Annotated in this window: 17 protein-coding genes; 8 read left to right on the top strand and 9 right to left on the bottom strand. The window is 63.4% G+C overall.

Translation table 11 applies throughout. The annotated features are described in order from the left end of the window. Positions 1 to 38 precede the first annotated feature (38 nt). Complete coding sequence (locus BLV18_RS10650; RefSeq protein WP_090358382.1) at positions 39 to 1,238, top strand: DUF8534 domain-containing protein; 1,200 nt, start codon at positions 39 to 41, stop codon at positions 1,236 to 1,238. Positions 1,239 to 1,259: 21 nt separating this feature from the next. Here BLV18_RS10650 and BLV18_RS10655 read toward each other — a convergent pair whose 3' ends face one another. Further along, a complete protein-coding gene (locus BLV18_RS10655) occupies positions 1,260 to 2,393 on the bottom strand; it encodes a glycerate kinase (protein WP_090358384.1) in 1,134 nt (377 codons plus the stop codon). Positions 2,394 to 2,618: 225 nt separating this feature from the next. On the opposite strand from BLV18_RS10655, the gene BLV18_RS10660 reads away from it, so the two are divergent. Further along, positions 2,619 to 4,886: a heavy metal translocating P-type ATPase gene (locus tag BLV18_RS10660; RefSeq protein WP_090358385.1), complete on the top strand. Its 2,268-nt coding sequence runs from the start codon at positions 2,619 to 2,621 to the stop codon at positions 4,884 to 4,886. Here the strand turns inward: BLV18_RS10660 and BLV18_RS10665 are convergent. The 3 genes from BLV18_RS10665 to BLV18_RS10675 form a co-directional block, all read right to left on the bottom strand. Further along, on the bottom strand, positions 4,881 to 5,849 hold the full coding sequence (locus BLV18_RS10665; RefSeq protein ID WP_090358389.1) for an XdhC family protein: 969 nt from the start codon (positions 5,847 to 5,849) through the stop codon (positions 4,881 to 4,883). The two genes, BLV18_RS10660 and BLV18_RS10665, sit on opposite strands and share 6 nt — an antisense overlap. A 174-nt stretch (positions 5,850 to 6,023) precedes the next feature. After that, positions 6,024 to 6,425, bottom strand: a complete 402-nt coding sequence (gene uraH, locus BLV18_RS10670) for a hydroxyisourate hydrolase (protein WP_090358391.1) — start codon at positions 6,423 to 6,425, stop codon at positions 6,024 to 6,026. 14 nt (positions 6,426 to 6,439) lie between these two features. Further along, positions 6,440 to 6,907, bottom strand: a complete 468-nt coding sequence (locus tag BLV18_RS10675; protein ID WP_090358393.1) for a GlcG/HbpS family heme-binding protein — start codon at positions 6,905 to 6,907, stop codon at positions 6,440 to 6,442. Between the two features lie 134 nt (positions 6,908 to 7,041). Here BLV18_RS10675 and BLV18_RS10680 point away from each other — a divergent pair, with 134 nt between their 5' ends. The 3 genes from BLV18_RS10680 to BLV18_RS10690 all read left to right on the top strand — a co-directional run bounded on the left by BLV18_RS10680 (position 7,042) and on the right by BLV18_RS10690 (position 9,758). After that, complete coding sequence (locus BLV18_RS10680) at positions 7,042 to 7,716, top strand: heavy metal response regulator transcription factor (protein ID WP_090358395.1); 675 nt, start codon at positions 7,042 to 7,044, stop codon at positions 7,714 to 7,716. Continuing rightward, positions 7,709 to 9,133 (top strand): heavy metal sensor histidine kinase, encoded by a 1,425-nt coding sequence (locus BLV18_RS10685; protein ID WP_090358397.1) that lies wholly within the window; start codon positions 7,709 to 7,711, stop codon positions 9,131 to 9,133. Before BLV18_RS10680 ends, BLV18_RS10685 begins: the two co-directional genes overlap by 8 nt. A 94-nt stretch (positions 9,134 to 9,227) precedes the next feature. After that, positions 9,228 to 9,758 (top strand): Dps family protein, encoded by a 531-nt coding sequence (locus tag BLV18_RS10690; protein WP_043189385.1) that lies wholly within the window; start codon positions 9,228 to 9,230, stop codon positions 9,756 to 9,758. 47 nt (positions 9,759 to 9,805) lie between these two features. Here BLV18_RS10690 and BLV18_RS10695 read toward each other — a convergent pair whose 3' ends face one another. From BLV18_RS10695 to BLV18_RS10710, 4 genes are all read right to left on the bottom strand, one after another. Continuing rightward, positions 9,806 to 10,282 (bottom strand): copper chaperone PCu(A)C, encoded by a 477-nt coding sequence (locus BLV18_RS10695; protein WP_090358399.1) that lies wholly within the window; start codon positions 10,280 to 10,282, stop codon positions 9,806 to 9,808. After that, a complete protein-coding gene (locus tag BLV18_RS10700) occupies positions 10,282 to 10,887 on the bottom strand; it encodes an SCO family protein (RefSeq protein ID WP_049859513.1) in 606 nt (201 codons plus the stop codon). The genes BLV18_RS10695 and BLV18_RS10700 overlap by 1 nt, the downstream gene beginning before the upstream one ends. 206 nt (positions 10,888 to 11,093) lie before the next feature. After that, on the bottom strand, positions 11,094 to 12,002 hold the full coding sequence (gene glsB / locus BLV18_RS10705; protein WP_049859512.1) for a glutaminase B: 909 nt from the start codon (positions 12,000 to 12,002) through the stop codon (positions 11,094 to 11,096). Between the two features lie 237 nt (positions 12,003 to 12,239). Then, the gene (locus BLV18_RS10710) at positions 12,240 to 14,051 is read right to left on the bottom strand and encodes an ABC transporter ATP-binding protein (RefSeq protein ID WP_090358402.1); all 1,812 of its coding nucleotides are present in this window, start codon (positions 14,049 to 14,051) and stop codon (positions 12,240 to 12,242) included. A 118-nt stretch (positions 14,052 to 14,169) separates the two neighbouring features. Here BLV18_RS10710 and BLV18_RS10715 point away from each other — a divergent pair, with 118 nt between their 5' ends. The 3 genes from BLV18_RS10715 (at position 14,170) to BLV18_RS10725 (ending at position 16,972) form a co-directional block, all read left to right on the top strand. Continuing rightward, positions 14,170 to 15,243 carry an FUSC family protein gene (locus BLV18_RS10715; protein WP_090358403.1) on the top strand — a complete coding sequence of 358 codons (1,074 nt, stop codon included), beginning with the start codon at positions 14,170 to 14,172 and terminating at the stop codon, positions 15,241 to 15,243. 115 nt (positions 15,244 to 15,358) lie between these two features. Beyond that, positions 15,359 to 15,664 (top strand): DUF6482 family protein, encoded by a 306-nt coding sequence (locus tag BLV18_RS10720; protein ID WP_049859509.1) that lies wholly within the window; start codon positions 15,359 to 15,361, stop codon positions 15,662 to 15,664. 177 nt (positions 15,665 to 15,841) lie between these two features. Beyond that, positions 15,842 to 16,972, top strand: coding sequence for a lactonase family protein (locus BLV18_RS10725; protein ID WP_090358404.1), 1,131 nt, complete (start codon positions 15,842 to 15,844; stop codon positions 16,970 to 16,972). A gap of 9 nt (positions 16,973 to 16,981) precedes the next feature. On the opposite strand, the gene pcsA is transcribed toward BLV18_RS10725, so the two are convergent. Continuing rightward, on the bottom strand, positions 16,982 to 17,701 hold the full coding sequence (gene pcsA, locus BLV18_RS10730; protein WP_049859507.1) for a phosphatidylcholine synthase: 720 nt from the start codon (positions 17,699 to 17,701) through the stop codon (positions 16,982 to 16,984). Positions 17,702 to 18,040: the final 339 nt, after the last annotated feature.

Raw genomic sequence — 18,040 nt, forward strand, 5'->3', positions numbered from 1 at the left:
GGCCTGAACCCGTTCGTCGAAGGGGCGTTTGCAGCGTCATGAGAATCATCGAAAAGACCGGCGCCCAAGTGCGCACCCTCACCCCTGCCGAGCAGCAGTTGGTGACCGAGTTCGCCGAAGGCCGCAGCGAAGGTCCGAAACTGCTGCAGGCCAACCAGTGGCTGATGAAGGTCCGCACCCAGGGCCAGTGGCTGGCGTGCGATTGCCGGCCCGGCACGCTGCCGGTGATGAACGTGACGCTCAACAGCAGTACCGGCACCCTGTTCCTGAAGAACAACCCTGGTACGGCCGAGCATGCGCCCGGCTGCCCGTTCATCCATGACGAGCGCGAAAACCCGTCGGCGCGTGGGGACGACGCGCCACTGCCTGCCGCCTGGCTTCCTCCTGACGTGCCGCTCAAGCTGATAGGTGACTTTCGCGCACCTGCTACGCCGGCTGCTCCGGCGAACGCGCTGGCAGCGAGCCAGCGTCGGGAGCAGCACCGGTTGCTGTCGTTGCTGCTGACCTTCATCGAAGCCTCCGGGCTCAACGTGTATGCCACGCACTTGAAGAAGGACCTGAGCCGCCAGTTCTCCGATCTGCGCGCCGTGGCCACGCGTTACCCGCTGATCGATCGGGTGCCGGCGAGCAACTACCTGGAAACCCGCATCGACATGAAGCACATGATGATGCTCAAGTCGCGCCTGAAAGATTCCACCGTGTTCATCGGGCAGCGTCGCTACGGGCTGTTGCTCGATTGCGTGGCAGACGTGGTGGGTCGCAAGGTGATCACCGACCGCAGCAGCGCCGGGTTCGACTTTCAAGGTCATCATCTTCTGTGGGGAGGGGCGCGCAGCAGCGGGCCGTTGCTGGCACTGGCGCTGTACTCGCCGGCCACCGCTGGCAGTCAGTTCTACGAGATGGTCCATGTGGCCACGGTGCCGGTGCTGACCCGCGGGCATCTGTTCCCGGTGTTCCGTGACGAGGAGCGGGAGCCATTGAAGATGCTGGTGTCGCTGATCGACTGGATGGCCAGCAAGGGCGTCAAGGTGGTGATGCGCCGACCGGTCATCGGCGCCATGGTGATGGATGAGCTGGTGCTCAGCTCGGACCTGGACCGGGTGCTCTCGGTCTCGCTGATGAAGGAGCCGCTGGGTCCGGAGCCCAGCTCCGAGACCTTCAAGCGCTTGGCCGACTTCAAGAGCCTGGACACCTTCCGCAAGTACGTGGCCGGTTTCTTCATGCGCGAGCGGGATTGACCGTCGGCGGCGGATTCGCTGCTAGCGGCGCAGTTGCCAGAGCAGGGCGATATCCCGGGCGCGAGCGCTGAGCAGCTCACCTGCATCGCTGCAGGCCTGCTCCAGGGTCATCGGCCCGGAGGCCAGGGAAAAGGCGGCGTCGATCCCGTGGTTGTAAAGCTCTTGATAACCCTCGCCCAGCGTGCCGGCCAACACCACCACAGGGACGCCTGCGTCGCGTGCGATGCGCGCGACACCGAAGGGTGTTTTTCCGCGCAGGGTCTGCGCATCGAAGCGCCCTTCCCCCGTGATCACCAGATCGGCACCTTCCACAGCCTGGGCGAGGCCCACCAATTGCGCCACGACTTCCACGCCTGGGCGGAACGAGGCATCGAAAAACGCCTTGGCCGCGAAGCCCATGCCGCCGGCCGCTCCGCACCCCGGCAGGTTGCGGTGATCGTGGCCCAGTAGCGGTGCGCAGTGATCGGCAAAGTGGTCCAGGGCTTTATCCAGGGCCAAGACCTGTTCGGGCGTGGCGCCTTTCTGCGGACCGAAGATATGCGAGGCGCCATGCGGGCCGCACAAGGGGTTGTCGACATCGGCCGCGACTTCGAACTGCACCTCGGCCAGGCGCGGATCGAGGCCGCTGATATCGAGCGCGCTCAGGTTCGCCAATGCCAGCCCACCACGCGGCAAGTCGGCGCCCTGGGCGTCGGTCATACGCAAACCCAGCGCGCAGAGCATGCCGGTGCCCGCGTCATTGGTGGCGCTGCCGCCGATGGCGAGAATGACACGCCGCGCGCCGGCTTCCAGCGCGGCAGCAATCAGCTGCCCGGTGCCGTAGGTGCTGCTGGCGCAGGCATCGCGGTGCTGCCGTTCGAGCAACTGCAATCCACTGGCTTCGGCCATCTCGATGATTGCGGTACGTTCGCTCGCCAGCCAGCCCCAATGCGCTTCGGTGGGCTGGCCCAGGGGGCCTTCCACGGTAAGGCTGCGCAGCTCGCCCTGACAGGCGGCCATGATGGCCTGCATGGTGCCTTCGCCGCCATCGGCCATGGGCCGTTCGACGAGTTGCGCATCGGGGAGCGCCTGGCGCAGTCCGCGGGCAATGGCCGAAGCCACATCGGCGGCGCTGAGGCTGTCCTTGAATGAGTCAGGTGCGATAACGATCTTCATGGCCGTTCTCCAGTTCTTGTACGTCGATGCTGCCAGTTTCACCGCGCCGGCGCGACTCCCGCAGGAGCGGTCATCGGCCGCGAAAGGCGCGATGCGGTGTGGCTGGGACAACGCGGTGCTCTTTTTGCGGCCACGGACTGCTCCTACGGAGGGTGTTGTCGGGCTTGACCTTCCCATGATGGGAAGGGTCAAAGTCGAGGCTTGGAATGGAAGGAGGATGTGGGCATGGCGGCAAATGAAGGTGCGATCGAGCTGGGCATTCAGGGGATGACCTGTGCGTCCTGCGTGGGTCGGGTCGAGCGGACACTGAGCAAGGTGCCCGGGGTGACGGCGGTGGCGGTCAACCTGGCCACCGAACGCGGCCGGGTGGAAGGCGATGGCGCGCTGGACGTGCAGGCACTCATCGCCGCCATCGACAAGGCTGGCTACACCGCCAGACTGATCGAACACACCCGCGATGAGCTTGATCGAGCCAGCCAGGAACACCTGGAAGACGCCACCCGCCTGCGGCGCGACCTGCGCGGGTCGGTGGCGCTGTCGCTGCCCGTGGTGATCCTGGAAATGGGCTCGCACCTGATACCCGGTTTTCACGCCTGGCTCGACCAGCACCTCGCTCAGCAGAGTAACTGGCTGCTGCAGTTCGCCCTGACCACCTTGGTGCTGCTCCTCTGTGCCAAACGCTTCTACGTCAAAGGCACTCAGGCGTTGCTGCGCGGTGCGCCGGACATGAACTCGCTGGTCGCGGTGGGCACCCTCGCCGCCTACGGCTTTTCCGTGTTATCGACGTTCGCCGCCCACGTGCTGCCCCCTGGCACGGCAACGGTCTACTACGAAGCGGTGTGCGTGATCATCTGCCTGATCCTGCTGGGTCGCACCTTGGAAGCCCGCGCCCGCGGCCGTACTTCCCAGGCGATCAAGCGCCTGTTGAACCTTCAGCCACAGACCGCCTGGGTGCAACGCCAAACCGGGCTGATGGAAGTCCCGCTGGCGCAATTGGTACAGGGTGACGTAGTGCAGGTGCGGCCCGGCGAGCGGATCGCGGTGGACGGCAGCGTAGTGGCAGGCGACAGCTTCGTCGACGAATCGATGCTCACGGGCGAACCCATGCCGGTCCGCAAGGTGCGCAACGACAACGTCGTCGGGGGCACGCTGAACCAGAACGGCACGCTGCAGATACAGGCGACCGCGCTGGGCAGCGCCAGCCTCCTCGCCCGTATTGTGGCCATGGTCGAACAGGCTCAGGGCAGCAAGTTGCCGATCCAGGCGCTGGTTGACCGGGTAACGCTGTGGTTCGTGCCGGTGGTCATGGCTCTGGCGCTGGCCACTTTCGTCGGTTGGTACTGGCTGGGCCCTCAGCCCGCGCTGGGCATGGCGTTGGTGCACGCCGTGGCAGTGCTGATCATCGCCTGCCCCTGTGCGATGGGCCTGGCGACGCCCACCTCGATCATGGTCGGCACCGGTCGTGGCGCCGAGCTGGGCATTCTGTTGCGCAAGGGCGAGGCGCTGCAGCGGCTCAAGGAGGCCCGCGTGGTCGCACTGGACAAGACCGGCACGCTCACCGAAGGCCAGCCGCGCCTGACCGACCTGCAGCTTGCACCTGGCTTCACCCGCGAACGGCTGCTGCCTCTGCTGGCAGCGGTCGAGGTTTTTTCCGAGCATCCGCTGGCCCTGGCCATCGTGGCGGCGGCACAGGAGGAACAGCTGACCTGGCCTCAAGCGCAGGACTTCCAGGCGCACACCGGCTACGGCGTCAGCGCCACGGTGGATGAGCAAAAGGTGGCAATCGGTGCCGAGCGCTACATGGTGCAACTGGGTGTGGATACCACGCCGTTCACCAGCGCCGCGCACGCGCTGGCCGAACACGGCAAGACTCCACTGTATGCCGCAGTGAATGGCCGCCTGGCTGCAGTCATCGCCGTGGCAGACCCCCTCAAGCCCTCCACCCAGGCTGCGATTCAGACGCTGCATGCACTGGGCCTGAAAGTCGCAATGATCTCAGGGGATGACCGCCGCACCGCCCAGGCCATCGCCGCCCAGTTGGGCATCGATCATGTGGTGGCCGAGGTGCTGCCCGAGGGCAAGGTGGACGCCGTTCAGGCCTTGCAGCGCGAATATGGCCTGACGGTCTACGTAGGCGACGGCATCAACGATGCGCCGGCGCTGGCCCAGGCCGATGTCGGCATTGCCGTGGGTAGTGGCACGGACATCGCCATCGAGGCGGCGGATGTGGTGCTGATGTCGGATAATCTGGGCTCGGTGGCCACCGCCATCGCGCTGTCGACGGCGACCCTGAACAACATTCGTCAGAACCTGTTCTGGGCCTTCGTCTACAACGCTGCCCTGATCCCCGTGGCTGCGGGGCTGCTCTACCCGATCAACGGGCTGACCCTGTCGCCGCAATTCGCGGCGGGGGCCATGGCCTTGTCGTCGGTTTTCGTGCTGGTCAATGCGCTGCGGCTCAAAGGCTTTCAGCCCCCCGCCGCGCGGTCATAGGCGCTGCCGGTCGATGCCATTGGCCGCACGCAGGATATCCGCCATGACCGCAAGGGCGATTTCGGCGGGTGTCTTGCTGCCCAGGTTCAGACCGATGGGTGCATGGATACGCTGCTGTGCATCGGCGTCCAGACCGCCGATGCGCTGAAGGCGCTCGAAACGCTTTTCGCTGGTGCGCATCGAACCCATGGCACCGATGTAGAACGCTGGTGTGCGTACCGCTTCGAGCAGGGTGAGGTCGTCGAGTCGAGGGTCGTGGGTCAACGCCACCACCGCTGTCGCCGAATGGCAGCCGCCTTCGGCGATGAACACCGCGGGCAAGACTTCATGGACCTGCACGCCTGGCAGGTCGAGGCGGGCCAGGACTTCGGGGCGTGGTTCGCAGAGGATCACTTCGTAGCCAAGGCTCAAGGCGAACCCGGCACAGAACTCGGCCACCGGCGACAGGCCGGCCAGGATCAGGCGCTGTACGGCGCCGATGCGGATGCGTACTTCTTCATCGCTCACCAGCACCCGCGCATCGCCCATGCTCCCGGGGCGAATGCTGCGCTGATCGCTTCCGGGTATGACCTGGCGAGCCACCAACTGGCCGCCGGCGAAGGCGTGTTCCACCTGTTGCAGGTGCTCCCGCGTCGCGTCACCGGGCGTGAGGTATTCCACCAGCACATCCAGAACGCCGCCACAGGGCAGCGCCATGGTCGGCGCCAGGCCGCCGTCGCCGTAGCGCACCACCTGATTGACCGGTGTGAAAAATCCGGCGGCGACGCGCTCGAGAAAATCGTCTTCCACACAGCCACCCGACAACGAGCCGCAATGTTCGCCATTATCCAGAGCGACCAGCATCGCCCCCGGCCCGCGTGGCGCCGAACCGAAGGTCGACAATACCGTGCACAGCCATACGCCCCGGCCCTGGGCAAGCCAGGCCTGGGCCTGTTGTATGACTTGCAGATCAAGCTGCTTCATCGATGGACACCCGTCATGATCCTGCGCAATTCCCCGGCGCCCTGCCCTGCGGCGCTGCTCTGGTGCAACAGACCGCAGGCAGGGGGCAATAGTTTTCCGGGTATGGCGAAAGCATGGCGGCCATCCTTGCATATGCCCGACCGCAGCCGGGCACTCGCATCACTGCCCGTACGGCTACGAACCGCGATAGGTGCTGAAGCCGTAGGGGCTGAGCAGCAACGGGATGTGGTAGTGCTGCTCGGTGTTCTTGACCTCGAAGATGACCGGAATTTCCGGGAAGAACGTGTCATGACCAACCTTGCGGTAGTAGTCGCCGGTCTTGAACACCACGCGGTATTCACCCGCAGCGAATGGGCGCTGCTGCGGGAACAGCTCGGCGATGCGCCCTTGCTCGTTGGTAACGCCCTTGCCCAGTGCTTGCCACTGGTTGCCCTGATGCTGCTCCAGGGTCACTTCGATACCGGCCGATGGTACGCCGGTTTCCAGGTTCAGTACGTGGACGCTCAGGGGATTGGCAGCCATCGCCAGGCCGGACAGCGAGGCCAGGCTGATGGCCAGAAGAGTCTTTTTCAACATGGTGCAGCGCTCCTTCAAGGGTGAGTGGCCAGACCGACGGATTCGGTGGCCTTGATTGCACAGGCTTCGTCCTGCTCGGCCCCGCCGGCGCCGGCGATGCCAACGGCACCGACCAACTGCGTGCCCTCGTAGACCGGCACGCCGCCGCCGAGCAGCAGCAACTGCCCCAGGGAATTCAGGTTGGCGGCTTCGGGGGTGTTGCGGGCGCGTTCGGCAAAGGCCCGGGTCGGGGTCTTGGTCGAGAGTGCGGTGTAGGCTTTCAACCGCGCCGCTTCGGTGTTGTGCGGCCCCACCGCGTCGCCGCGTTGCTGGACGATGACGTTGCCGCCGCGGTCCAGGACCGCCACCGCGGCCACGCAGCCGCTGCCGTTGGCCAGCCGCTGGGCAGTTGCCAGGTCCAGGTCCGGATGCTGGGCCAGCGCAGCATGGGCCTGCGTGGCCAGCAGACAGCTCAGGGTGAATGTCATGCAAAGGGCTTTCATCGGGCTTCTCCGTGGTCAGTGGCAACCACGTTAACAAGCATGCCCCGACAGAACCCCGTCGCAGGGATTACAACTTTGTAATAGGCAATCGGGCGGCGGAGGCCTAGCCTATGCGCGGGTACAGGAGCTGAACGATGCGTGTGTTGCTGGTTGAAGATGAAGCGAAAACGGCGAATTTTCTCGCCAAGGGGCTGGGTGAATCCGGCTTTTCGGTAGACGTGGCGCTCAACGGGCTGGATGGACGCTATCTGATCGAACAACAGGCTTATGACCTGGTGATTCTCGATGTGATGCTGCCCGGCCTGAACGGCTGGCAACTGCTCAAGCTGATCCGTCAGCGAGGCGCGACACCGGTGCTGTTCCTGACCGCCAAGGACGCCATCGAAGATCGCGTGCGCGGGCTGGAGCTGGGCGCCGACGACTACCTGGTGAAGCCGTTCGCCTTCGCCGAGCTGCTGGCGCGGGTGCGTACGCTGTTGCGTCGGGGCGCGGTACGCGAGGTCGAGCACTACCAGGTGGCCGATCTGGAAGTGGACGTGCTGCGCCGTCGAGTCAGCCGCGGTGGGCAACGCATCAGCCTGACCAACAAGGAGTTCGCCTTGCTGCACATGCTGATCAGCCGGCCCGGCGAGGCGCTCTCGCGCACGTTGATCGCATCCCAGGTGTGGAACCTGAATTTCGACAGCGACACCAACATGGTCGAGGTAGCGATACGCCGCCTGCGCGCCAAGGTCGACGACCCGTTCATGCCCAAGCTGATCCATACCGTGCGTGGCGTCGGTTATCGGCTGGAGCACCAGGATGAGTGAACGCCGCCATTCCCTGGCCTGGCGGCTGGCGCTGGCCGTGGCGGTGGTCTGCACGCTGGCGATGAGTGCGGTCGCGGTGTTTCTGTACCGCTCGCTGGCGGCTGAAATTGCCTACCGCGACGATCTCGCCCTGCTGGGTCGACTCGAACAGGTCCGCACCCTGCTCCACGACAGCGACAGCCTGGGCGCCCTGCAGCAGCGCCCTCAGTTGTACCAGAACATGCTTGGCAATCAGGAGAGCGTGCTGCGCGTGCGCCGCGCCGATGGCAGTCTGGTGTTCGAGATCAACCCCCATGACGAGACATTGGGCGATCCGCCACGCATCGGTGTGAGTCAGCAGCCGAGCCGGACCGACATTCGTCAGGACCGTAACGCCTTGTTGCTGGCCGGTGACGCGGTCGGTCCGGCGGGCGAAGCGCTGACGGTGATGGTCGGCAAACGCCTGCACGAGCGCGAAGCGATCCTGGCCAGCTATCGGCTGCGTCTGTACCTGGCCGTGGCGGCGGGCGCTTTGCTGGCCTGGATCATCGGTCTGCTGCTGGTACGGCGGGCGCTGACCCCCCTGCGCGATATGGCCGACGCGCTGGCCCTCATCGACCTGCGCAATCTGCATCGACGGCTGGCCGATACCGCCGCGCCCCTGGAATTGCAGGCGCCCCTCCAGGCGCTCAATGGCATGCTGGCGCGGCTCGAACAGGGTTTCGAACGGCTCTCACAATTCTCGGCCGATCTGGCCCACGAAATTCGCACCCCGCTCCACACGCTGCTGGCCAGCACGGGCCAAGCCCTGAACCAGCCCCGCAGTTCGGATGAATACCGTGAATTGCTCGGTTCCAACATCGAGGAGTACGAGCGTCTGAATCGCATGGTGGAAAACCTGCTGTTTCTGGCCCGTGCCGACCACGGGCAGCGCCCGGTGCACCTGCAGGCCATCGACCTTGCTCATCTGGGCGAAGAGCTGTGCGACTACTTCCAACTGCTGGCCGACGAGCGCGGTGCATGCCTTGGGCATTCGCTGCATGGGACGTTGAACACCGACCTGCAACTGTTGCAACGGGCCTTGGGCAATCTGCTCGCCAACGCGGTGCGCCACGCCCGCCCCGGCACGACTGTGCGGTTGAGCCGACACGATGACGCGGCGTTCGTGCGCCTGTGCGTACGCAACGAAGGTGACACCATCGCGCCGGAGCATCTGCCGAGGTTGTTCGACCGTTTCTTCCGCATCGATCCGGCACGCACGGAGCCTGGCGACTCCGGTGGCCTGGGGTTGGCCATCGTGCAGTCGATCATGACGTTGGTGAACGGCAAGGTGAGTGCGTCCAGTGGCGACGGCGTGACGACCTTTACTTTGAGCTTCCCGAATTCGGGCAACGTGCGGCTTGATTCCTACGTTGATAGTGACCCTTCATCGGCGTGATTGAAAAAATCTCTGAGCATTCCGGTTCACAGCGCGGTCGATTTAATTAGTGGTTACAAACCCTATCCCGCAAACCTGTACCAGGAGATTTCAAATGGCCGTTGCCAATGTGAAACAGGAACTCAAGACCGTATCGTCCGTCAAGGCCAAGGCCGAAAAAGGCGAAGGCGCCCGCTTGCAGAACCAAGCCGAAGTTGGTCAGGAACTGGCAGTGCTGCTATCTGACGTCTTTGCGCTGTACTTCAAAACCAAGAACTACCACTGGCACATGAAAGGCTCGCATTTCCGCGACTATCATCTGCTGCTGGAAGAGCAAGCCACTCAGATCTACGCCATCACTGACCTGATCGCCGAGCGCGCTCGCAAGATTGGCGAGCCCACCGTTCGCTCGATGGAGCAGATGGTGCAACTCAAGCGCCTGGCCAGCAGCGAAGCTGCCGACCTGTCGCCGGAAGACATGCTGACCGAGCTGCATGACGACAACCAGTCCCTGGCTGCCTACATGCGCACTACCCACGGCGTCACCGACGAAGCCAACGACCTGTCCACCACCAGCCTGCTGGAAGAGTGGATCGACCAGGCGGAAGAGCGCGCCTGGTTCCTGGGCCAGACCGTCGGCAAGTGATTGCGACGATGCAACTGTGATGCCGGCAGCGCCCAGTTGCCGGTCATTCAGTGAGCGTGAGCGTGGTCGGGTGCATTCAGTGCCCTGGCCACGGCGTTTACTTCCAGCGTTTCTTCCTCTCCCTGTGCATTTTTGATCTTCAAGGTCAATGGCACCGCATCACCCTCTTTCACCTGCTTGACCAAGCCCATCAACATCACGTGATAGCCGTTGGCATCGAACACGACCGGTTCGCCGGCGGGCAGACTGACTTCATCCACCGGCAACATGCTCATCACGTCGCCTTTCATGGTCGACTGGTGGATCTGCGTGTCCTTGGCAGCCGGTGACTGCACGCTGAGCAAGGTGCTGTCCGAATCCGCCGTCAGCGTCATGAATGCGCCGGTAGCCGGCTGGCCTGGAACCGTGGCACGCGCCCAGGCATCTTCCACGGTGGTTTGGGCCATGGCATAGCCGGAGAGGCTGAGGGCGACTGCGAGGACGGTGAATGGTCGCAGGGCTTTCATTTTGGCAGCAGGGTTCATCAGCAGACTTCCATTACGGTGAGCAGGTCCTCGGCGCACTCTTGTGCGGTGAGGGAATGGGACAGACCCAGGCGCAGCACGCCTCGGGAGTCGTAGACGTAACTGGTCGAGGTATGGGAGATGGTGTAGGTATCCCCTACCGGGACCTTTTCGTAGAACACCTTGAATTCTTTGGCCACCTCGGCGGTTTGTTCCAGAGTGCCACGCAGGGCCACGAAGGTGGGGTCGAAGAGTTTGACGTAGGCGTCGAGCACTTCCGGCGTGTCGCGCTCGGGATCCAGGGTGATGAAGATCACCTGCAGGCGGTCACCGTCGCGGCCCATGAGTTTCTTGGCCTGGACCGCACGCGCCAAGGTGGTCGGGCAGACGGCCGGGCACTGGGTGAAACCGAAGAACACCATGGGCATCATGCCGCGAAAACTGGACAGGGTCTTTTCGTTGCCCTGCGGGTCCTTGAGCCGAAAGGTGCGGCCAAGGATCTCGTTGCTCAGGTCCTTGCCGTACTTGAACGACAGCGTATTGCTGTCGCCACATCCGGCCAGCGCACCGAGACCGAGAATGCCCATGCCGGCGAGTACTCGGCGGCGGGTCGGGAAATCGTTCATGCCATATCGCCCTCTGAAGAGGGCCGCAGTTTAAGGTCCACAGCGGCGCTTGGGCACTGCAACCTGTCACATTTTGTTTAATCGCGGACGGTCAGGCATACCGTGCCATGTCCTTCGCGGCCGATGACCGCTCCTACGGATCCACGCTGATCGTGTGGGAGCGGTCCGTGGCCGCGAAAAAGCACCTCGGTCATTCGGGCCTCTACCTAAAAAACCGACCAGCCGATCCGCTCGCTGAGCAGCTCCAGGGCAGCCATGCCGGCCAGCGAGTTGCCTGCAGGGTTGAGTTCCGGGGACCAGACGCACACCGTGAACTGCCCCGGCACCACCGCGACGATGCCGCCGCCTACCCCGCTCTTGCCCGGCAACCCGACGCGGTAGGCGAAGTTGCCCGCCTCGTCGTACAGCCCGCTGGTGGCCATGATCGAGTTGACCTGCTGGGTCTGGCGCCGGGTCAGCACCTGTTCGCCACTGTGTTTGCAGTAGCCGTCGTTGGCCAGGAAACAGAAGGCGCGGGCCAGATCGACGCAGTCCATGCGCAACGCGCAGTGGCTGAAATAGCTGCGCAGCACCGCCTCGACGTCGTTGTGGAAGTTGTCGAACGACTTCATCAGGTAAGCCATGGCCGCATTGCGCGCCCGGTGCTGGTATTCCGATTCCGCCACCCGGCCATCGACGATCACCTGAGGGTTGCCCGACAACCGCCGCGCCAGGTCGCGCATCGACAGCGCAGGGGCAGCGAAGCGCGACTGGTTGATATCGCAGATCACCAGCGCACCGGCGTTGATGAACGGGTTGCGCGGCCGACCCCGTTCGAACTCCAGCTGCACCAGGGAATTGAACGGCTGCCCGGACGGCTCGTGACCCAGTCGCTGCCAGATGTCTTCACCCGAGTGGCCGATCGCCTGGACCAGGCTGAACACCTTGGAAATGCTCTGAATGGAAAACGGCGTGTGGGCATCGCCGGCGCTGAACACTTCACCATCGTTGCCGTACACGGCAATACCCAGTTGCGCGGCGGGCACATCGGCCAACGCCGGGATGTAATCGGCCACCTTGCCTTGTCCGATCAGAGGGCGGACGGCATCCAGTATTTCAACCAAAAGCGCTTGCATCGGGCTACTCGCATCAAGGGATCAAGCCGTAGACGGCCGTACTCGCAAACGCATCACAGATCCGCTCTGTCGGGGGTGGCGGTGCATCTGCCGGACCGTGGTGCGCCCTTCGCGGGTAGAACCCGCTCCCACAGGGTCCACATTACACTCACGTTCACCACCACACCTTGTGGGAGCGGGGCGGGCGGCGAGCCCTCTGCCCGCGAAGAAGTCAACGCGGTGCATCTGCTGGACCTCTCAGCGATAACCCCTGGCCTGCAGGTCGAACAGTTCGGCGTAACGCCCCGCCTGGGCCATCAGTTGTTCATGGTTGCCGCGCTCCAGCACCCGGCCCTGTTCCAGGACCACAATATGGTCGGCATTGCGCACACTCGAGAAGCGGTGCGAAATCAACAGGGTCATGCGGCCCTTGGCGTACTCGCGAAAATGCTCGAACACCGCCGCTTCGGCACTGGCGTCCAGTGCTGCGGTGGGCTCATCGAGAATCAGAATGTCGGCATCGCGCCGCATGTACGCCCGGGACAGCGCCAGCTTCTGCCATTGCCCACCGGAAAGCTCCTGCCCACCCGCAAACCAGCGCCCCAACTGAGTGGCATAGCCGTGCTCCAGACGCTCGATAAACGGCTCGGCCGTACCCTGCACCGCCGCCTCGCGCCAGCGCTGGGGGTCATCGAACGCACGGGTGTCACCCACCCCGAGGTTTTCCCCGACGCTGAACTGATAGCGGATGAAATCCTGGAAGATTACGCCGATTCGCTGACGCAGCGCCTCTTCCTGCCAGTCCTGCAGATCGCTGCCGTCGAGCAGGATGCGTCCCTCGTCCGGCCGGTACAAACGCGTCAGCAGCTTGATCAAGGTGGTCTTGCCTGAACCGTTCTCACCCACCAGCGCCAGGCTCTTGCCCGGCATCAGATGCAGGTCGATACCCTGCAAGGTGGCGCGGTTGGCGCCTGGATAGCGAAAGCCCAGCCCTTCACAGCGCAGGCCGTCGCCCGGCTTCACGCCTTGAGTGAGATCGCCTTGGGTGGCCTGCACCGGGTAGGCTAGATAGTCGTACAGGTCCGCCAGGTACAAGCCGTCTTCATACAAGCCGCCGATCGCCGTGAGGCTGCTGCTGACCGCGCTCTGCCCCTGCTTGAACAACACCAGATACATAGTCATCTGCCCCAGGGTGATATGGCCGTTCACTGTGTCAATGACGATCCAGCCATACGCCAGGTAGAACGCCGTCGTGCCCAGCAGCCCCAGCATGAAACCCCAGCCGTCCCGACGCAAGGTCAGACGGCGGTCCTCGGCATACAGCTTGATGAACGTATCCCGATAACGCTGCAGCAAGAGCGGCGCGAAGCCGAACAGCTTCACCTCCTTGATGTAGCCCTCGTGGGAAAGCAGTGTTTCGATGTAGTTCTGTCGACGAGTTTCCGGTGCGCGGCGGCTGAACAGGCGGAAGGCATCGCCGGAAAAATGCGCTTCGGCAAAGAACACCGGCAATGCGCCGATCACCAGGATCACCAACGCCCAAGGCGAGAAATGCACCAGCAACACACCGAAGCTGACCAGGGAAATCAGGTTCTGCACCAACCCCAGCGACTTGCTCACCAGCGCCAGCGGTCGCGTGGACGCTTCACGGCGCACGCGCACCAGCTTGTCGTAGAACTCCGAGTCCTCGAACTGCATCAACGAAAGCGTCTGGGCTTTCTCCAGAATCAGTGTATTGACCTTCTGCCCCAGCTGGACACGCAGCAGCGCCTGTTGCACGGAGAGGCCGCGTTGCGCCGCGGCCAGCAGCGCCAGCACACCGGCTTCCAGCAAGACATAGCGCAGCACCGGCCACAGCGGCGCAGCGCCGGTCTGCTGGTGCAGCTGCATGGCTGATACCACTGCATCGACGATGCGCTGGCCCAGCGAGGCCGCCAGTGCCGGCAAGATGCCTGCGGCTAGCGTGGCGATTACCAGCCCAAGCAACAGGCCGGGTGAAGTCGCCCAAACCAGTTGCAAGGCACGTCGGGCCTGGCCCAGAAAATTATTCAGGCGAGAGAAGTCGAGCATCGACAAAAGCGTTCCTTGAACAAGATATATGGCCGCAGCCATGACACAATTTACCTTCCAGCCCAGAGTCGACAGCTGTGTGGCGGACTTATTCCAGGTACCCATGGTCATTTAACGGATGAATGCATTCAAATCCATTGCTCTACCCTTCTGGTTGCGCCGCGTGCTGCGGCCGTTGCTCGATCCCTACCGTCGTTACCGGCACGCGCGCCTGATCCACGCCGCGCGCATCGTCGCCGCCTTGCTGGTGTCCATCCTGCTGACCAGTGGCTTCAACCTGCCTCACGGCGAGTGGGCATCGGTCACCCTGCTGATCGTCATCGGCGGCCTCCAGCACCATGGCAATATCGGCAAGAAATCAGTGGAACGTGCCTACGGCACCCTCATCGGCGCCGCGCTCGGGCTGGCCGTGGTGGCCCAGCAGAACTACTTCGAACTGCCCATCGTCACTTACCTGCTGATGTCGGTGGCCTGCGGCTTCTTCGCCTACCATGCAATCGGCAAGGGCGGCTACACGGCACTGTTGTCGGCCATCACGTTGTTCATCGTCGCCGGTCATGGCGACAATCCGATCACCGACGGCCTGTGGCGCACCGTCGACATCCTCATCGGCATCGCCCTGGCCCTGGCGTTCTCGTTCGCCCTTCCGCTTTACGCCGTGTATTCCTGGCGCTACAACCTGGCCACCGGATTGCGCGGCTGCGCGACCATCCACAGTCGGATCGTCAGTGGCCAACCGGTGTCGGCCGATGAACACCTCAAGCTGATGGCCAAGCTCAACGCGAACATGGTCCAGCTGCGCTCGCTGCTGCCGTCCGTGTCCAAGGAAGTGAAGATCTCCATGACCGAGCTGGACGCGATCCAGGGTCATTTCCGCATGTGCCTGAGCACCCTGGAAATCCTCGCCAACCTGCGCCCCAGCGGGACCGACCGCAACGCCATGGCGCAATTGCAGCAGTGCCTGAGCGGTGAGCACCGGCACATTCGTCGACAACTGGTAGGCATGGCCCGCGCCCTGCGCGATGGCGCAACCGAGCGACTTGAGCGCAACTACGCCAGCGTCGATGCGGACGCGCCCAACGTGGTGCCCGGTGAGCTGATCGGGTATCGGCTGCTGACGCTGCAATTGGTCAATAACCTCGACGGGCTGCAGCAACGATTGGCCAAGACCGCGAGTCGCTGGAAGATCTGACGCGGCGCGCGCGAGGTGCCGCGCGATGGAACTCCCTCAGCGTGGCCAGCCTCAAACCTTGCATGGGGCAAGAGCGATGGCCATTCCGGTCCATCCCGCCATTTCGAGGTCGCGCATGAACATCGATAAATTGAGTAGCCACGTCAACAATGGCGAAATCCACGAAGTGAACCTGGTCTCCATGGAAGGTGGCTCCTACGTGCTGCATGCCATCCTGGAGGGTGTGTCCCAGCCGGTGGCCAGTGACAATGGCGCAACGATTCACGTCGCCTCGGTCGAGGAAGCACGCAAGGTGCTGGCCGGTGTCGCCGACATCAAGTTGTTCCTGGTGCAGGGTAACGCCCATGACGAGATGATCGGCAACCCCGAGGAAGGCAACCACATCATGCGCGAAGAAATTCCCCTGCGTTCCAGCCTGTAATCCTCACCCCTGTAGCAGCGGCGCAAGCCGCGTCCGGCAACACCGCGATCACACTGACCTGTCGCGGAGGCGACCGAAGCGGCTTGCGCCGCTGCTACAGGGAAAGGTGGAATTCTTTACTTCGGTGCAGTGCACTCATAGGATGACTGATCACAACAACAAAACCGAGGATCATCCATGCGTAAACATTTGCTTCTTGCCGCTGCCATCGGTTGCGCGGGCGGTATGGCCCAGGCCAATACCTTCGCTTACATCTCAAGCCCCGACGACGGCATGATCTCCCAATACCGCCTGGACGAAACCACCGGCTCCCTGACCCTGCTGCACCAGACTCCGGCTGGCGACAAGGTCAATCCCATGGCCCTCAGCCCCGATAATACGACCCTGTATGCCGCATTGCGGGTCGAGCCCTTTCGAGTGATCGCTTACCGCATCGACCCCGGCACTGGCCAATTGACCGCCGCCGCCGAAGCACCGCTCGCTGCCAGCCTGGCCTACCTGAGCACGGATCGCAGCGGCCGCTACCTGATGGGGGCCTCCTACGGGGACAACGTACTCACCGTACAAGCCATCGATGCGGAGCATCGCCCGGCCAAGGAGACCAAGGTCTACCCTACCGGCCCTTATGCCCACTCGGTGCGCAGCGACCCCAGCAACCATTTCGTCTACGCCACCTCGCTCGGGGATGAGAAGGTGATGCAGTTCTCCTTCGACCAGGAGAGCGGCGCACTGGAGCCCATCGGCCCTGCCCATGCGTCGGTGACAGCCGGTAGCGGCCCGCGACACATCGCATTCGCGCCAGGAGGCAAGTTTCTCTACGTAGTGGGTGAGCTGAGCGGTACGGTCGACAGTTTTTCCATCGACTCGCAGACAGGCGCTCTGACCAAAGTGGCCCATGCCGAAGGCGTGCCCAAATCTCTGAATCTGGTACAGGGCGAAATCCGCAACGCGGCCAACAACGACCTCAAGGACGACCCTACGCCGAGGATCTGGGCGGCGGACATTCGCGTGTCGCCGGATGGTCAGTTGATCTACATCACCGAGCGCACCACCAGCTCCGTCTCGGCATTCAAGGCCGATCCGAACAGCGGTACTTTGAGCTTCCAGGGCAATTATCCCTTGCAGGAAAAACAACCGCGCAACATCGCCTTCTCACCCAGTGGACGTTGGTTGCTGGTGACCGGCGAGAAAGCCGACAAGGTGGGAAGTTACGCAGTGGGGGCGCAGGGCGCGCTGACCCGTACCGGGGAGGCGCCTTCAGGCAAAGGCGCCCTGTGGATCGAGATGCTCAACCTGCCCGGCGTTTGAATCCAGGCATCAGGCGCGCAGGCGGCCGAGCCATTCGACCACTGTGCGCCAGACGCAGATGCCCAGGAAGTACGCCGACATCAGGCTCCACAGCCCCATCGCCACCGGGTTGCTGGCCGGATGATTGAGGATCAGCACGAAGGTGCACAGCAGCCAGATCGAGGTTACGGCGATATTGATCGCCATGAAGCGACGAACCCGAAACGGGTGCAGGAACTTCATCTTGGTGACGGTCAGCAGGGCCAGACCGATCACGCTGAGCAGCGCCACCCACGGCGACGGCGAAATGATGTACATGCACAGCGCGACCACGTTCCACGCCGCCGGGAATCCAACGAAGTAGTTGTCCTTGCTCTTCATGTTGACGTTGCAGAAGCAGAACAGCGACGACACCAGGATGATGCTGACGGTGATCAGCATGGTGAATTCGGGCAAGGGAATGTAGCGGTAGATGAACAGCGCCGGAATGAACACGTAGGTCAGATAGTCGATCACCAGATCCAGCGTGGAGCCGTCGAAGTGTGGCAGTACCGACTGCGTGTTGAGCTTGCGCGCCAGCGAGCCGTCGACGCCGTCGACCACCAGCGCCAGGCCCAGCCACAGCAGGCAGATCTTCGGCTGGCCATCGAAAAGCGCCAGTGTGGCAAGAAAGGCCAGCACCACGCCGGTGGCGGTGAAGCCGTGGGCGCCCCATGCTTTGAGCGTGGCCGAGGGTCTGATCAATATCACGGGGTGTTCTCCAGAAAGTAGACGGGCCAAGACAATCGCTGGCAGGTATCCACAGCATTGACCCGAAAGCGGCCTCTGTAAAAGGGTGGGCCGCAGCTATCGACCGGGTGTGCGGGGGTAAGGTTCACGACTCGGTCCCCGTAAGTGTCACAGGTAACGCGGTGCGCTGCCAAGCGATTCACTGCATTGGAGTTTTTCTGGCGACGGACGTTGACCGACGCGCAGCGGCGCGGAGTAAGATGAGACCAGTGTCGATCAGCCCCATGCCCAGGAGGAAACGGTTTTTCATCAACAGGACAAGCAGACCCGGCGCCCAGGTTTGAAAGACAGACAGCCTGG

Source organism: Pseudomonas coleopterorum (assembly GCF_900105555.1).
Taxonomy (GTDB): Bacteria; Pseudomonadota; Gammaproteobacteria; order Pseudomonadales; family Pseudomonadaceae; genus Aquipseudomonas; species Aquipseudomonas coleopterorum.